2 protein-coding genes are annotated in these 1,377 nt (G+C 47.3%); one reads left to right on the top strand and one right to left on the bottom strand.

Annotated features, from left to right (window positions below):
* Positions 1-290 (bottom strand): DsbA family protein (locus ACWHAR_RS21410; protein WP_452087761.1); only part of this gene is annotated, 290 nt, incomplete at its 3' end.
* 194 nt (positions 291-484) lie between these two features.
* On the opposite strand from ACWHAR_RS21410, the gene ACWHAR_RS21405 reads away from it, so the two are divergent.
* Positions 485-1,377 (top strand): ABC transporter transmembrane domain-containing protein (locus ACWHAR_RS21405; protein ID WP_452087760.1); only part of this gene is annotated, 893 nt, incomplete at its 3' end.

Below are 1,377 nucleotides of genomic sequence, written 5' to 3'. Positions count from 1 at the left end.
GGGAAGTGATAGCCTTCATGAGCCAGATCTGTATAAGGATGCGGAGAGACGTTCGGCAGCTTCATATTGACGCCCCAAGCCTCGATTCGCGGCTTAATGGCGCCGTCCCACATCGCCAATTTGGCCGGGTCGTTTAACGGATCAAGCTGCTCCGATGGGCGCGGCCTCAGTTCGAATGGCAGCCACTCGACTTCCACATCTTTGCCTTCGATCGCTTTTTCGAGCTGGTCTTTTCCGAGAAAACAGAATGGACAGACATAATCGGAATATACTTTAATATTTATTGTCATGTTTTTCTTCCTTTCTTGTCACCCAATCAACTATATGTAACAATAATAGTTACAATTATGTCATCTGTCAAACTTTTAGTATGGAGTTAAAATCGGCAATGATCGGGAACTTTCAGCTGTCTATATCGTATTATGATGCGTTACAGCTTGCGCCATCAACTTCTTTGACATTATATCGATAAGGAGTTTATTAAATGAAAACAGAAAACAACAATAGCATGAAACCGTTTTTCTCAATGATTCTCACATCCGGCGTACCCAGGCTGGCTTTAAGCGCCGGTTTGACCGCAAGCCTCGTCACGACTTTGGTCGGCTTGTCCATTCCGCTGTTGACAAGGGAAATGGTTGACGGCTTTTCCGCCAATTCGATCAATCTGGCCTTAGCGGGAATCCTTGCGCTCGTTTTTATCGTTCAAGCGGTCTGCGACGGGTTTTCGACCTATTTTCTTTCTTACGCCGGGCAGAAAGTGGTCGCTTCCCTGCGGGAGCGCATGTGGTTCAAGCTGCTGCGCCTTCCTGTCCGCTACTTTGACGAAAAGACGAGCGGCGAAACCGTCAGCCGAGTTGTCAATGATACCGGCATTGTTGAAAGCTTGATTTCCGACCATTTTCCGCAGTTTGTTTCCGGAATCATCACCATTGTCGGATCTGTGGTCATTCTGCTGATCATGGATTGGAAAATGACGCTTCTTATGCTGATCTCCGTTCCGATCACGACCTTCATCATGATCCCGCTCGGCATGAAAATGCAGCGCATTTCCAAAACAATGCAGGATGAAACAGCTTCCTTCACCGGACATGTCCAGCAGACATTAAGCGAAATCAGATTGATGAAAGCATCAAACGCCGAGCATACAGAAAAAATGAAAGGGTTATCAGGCATTTCAAAGCTCTTTCAATACGGCCTCAAGGAAGCTCGGATATTCGCGCTCGTCTCCCCGTTCATGCACCTTGTCATTATGATTGTGATCGTCGCCATCATCGGCTACGGCGGCATCCGCGTCTCTGAAGGGACGATGTCGGCAGGCTCGCTGATCACCTTTTTGCTTTATCTGTTTCAAATCATTTTCCCGATCACATCGTTCAC

It is taken from the genome of Bacillus sp. LR--39, assembly GCF_053613335.1.
Note: the sequence above shows the minus strand (reverse complement) of the source record. Positions and strands in the feature narration are given on the sequence as shown.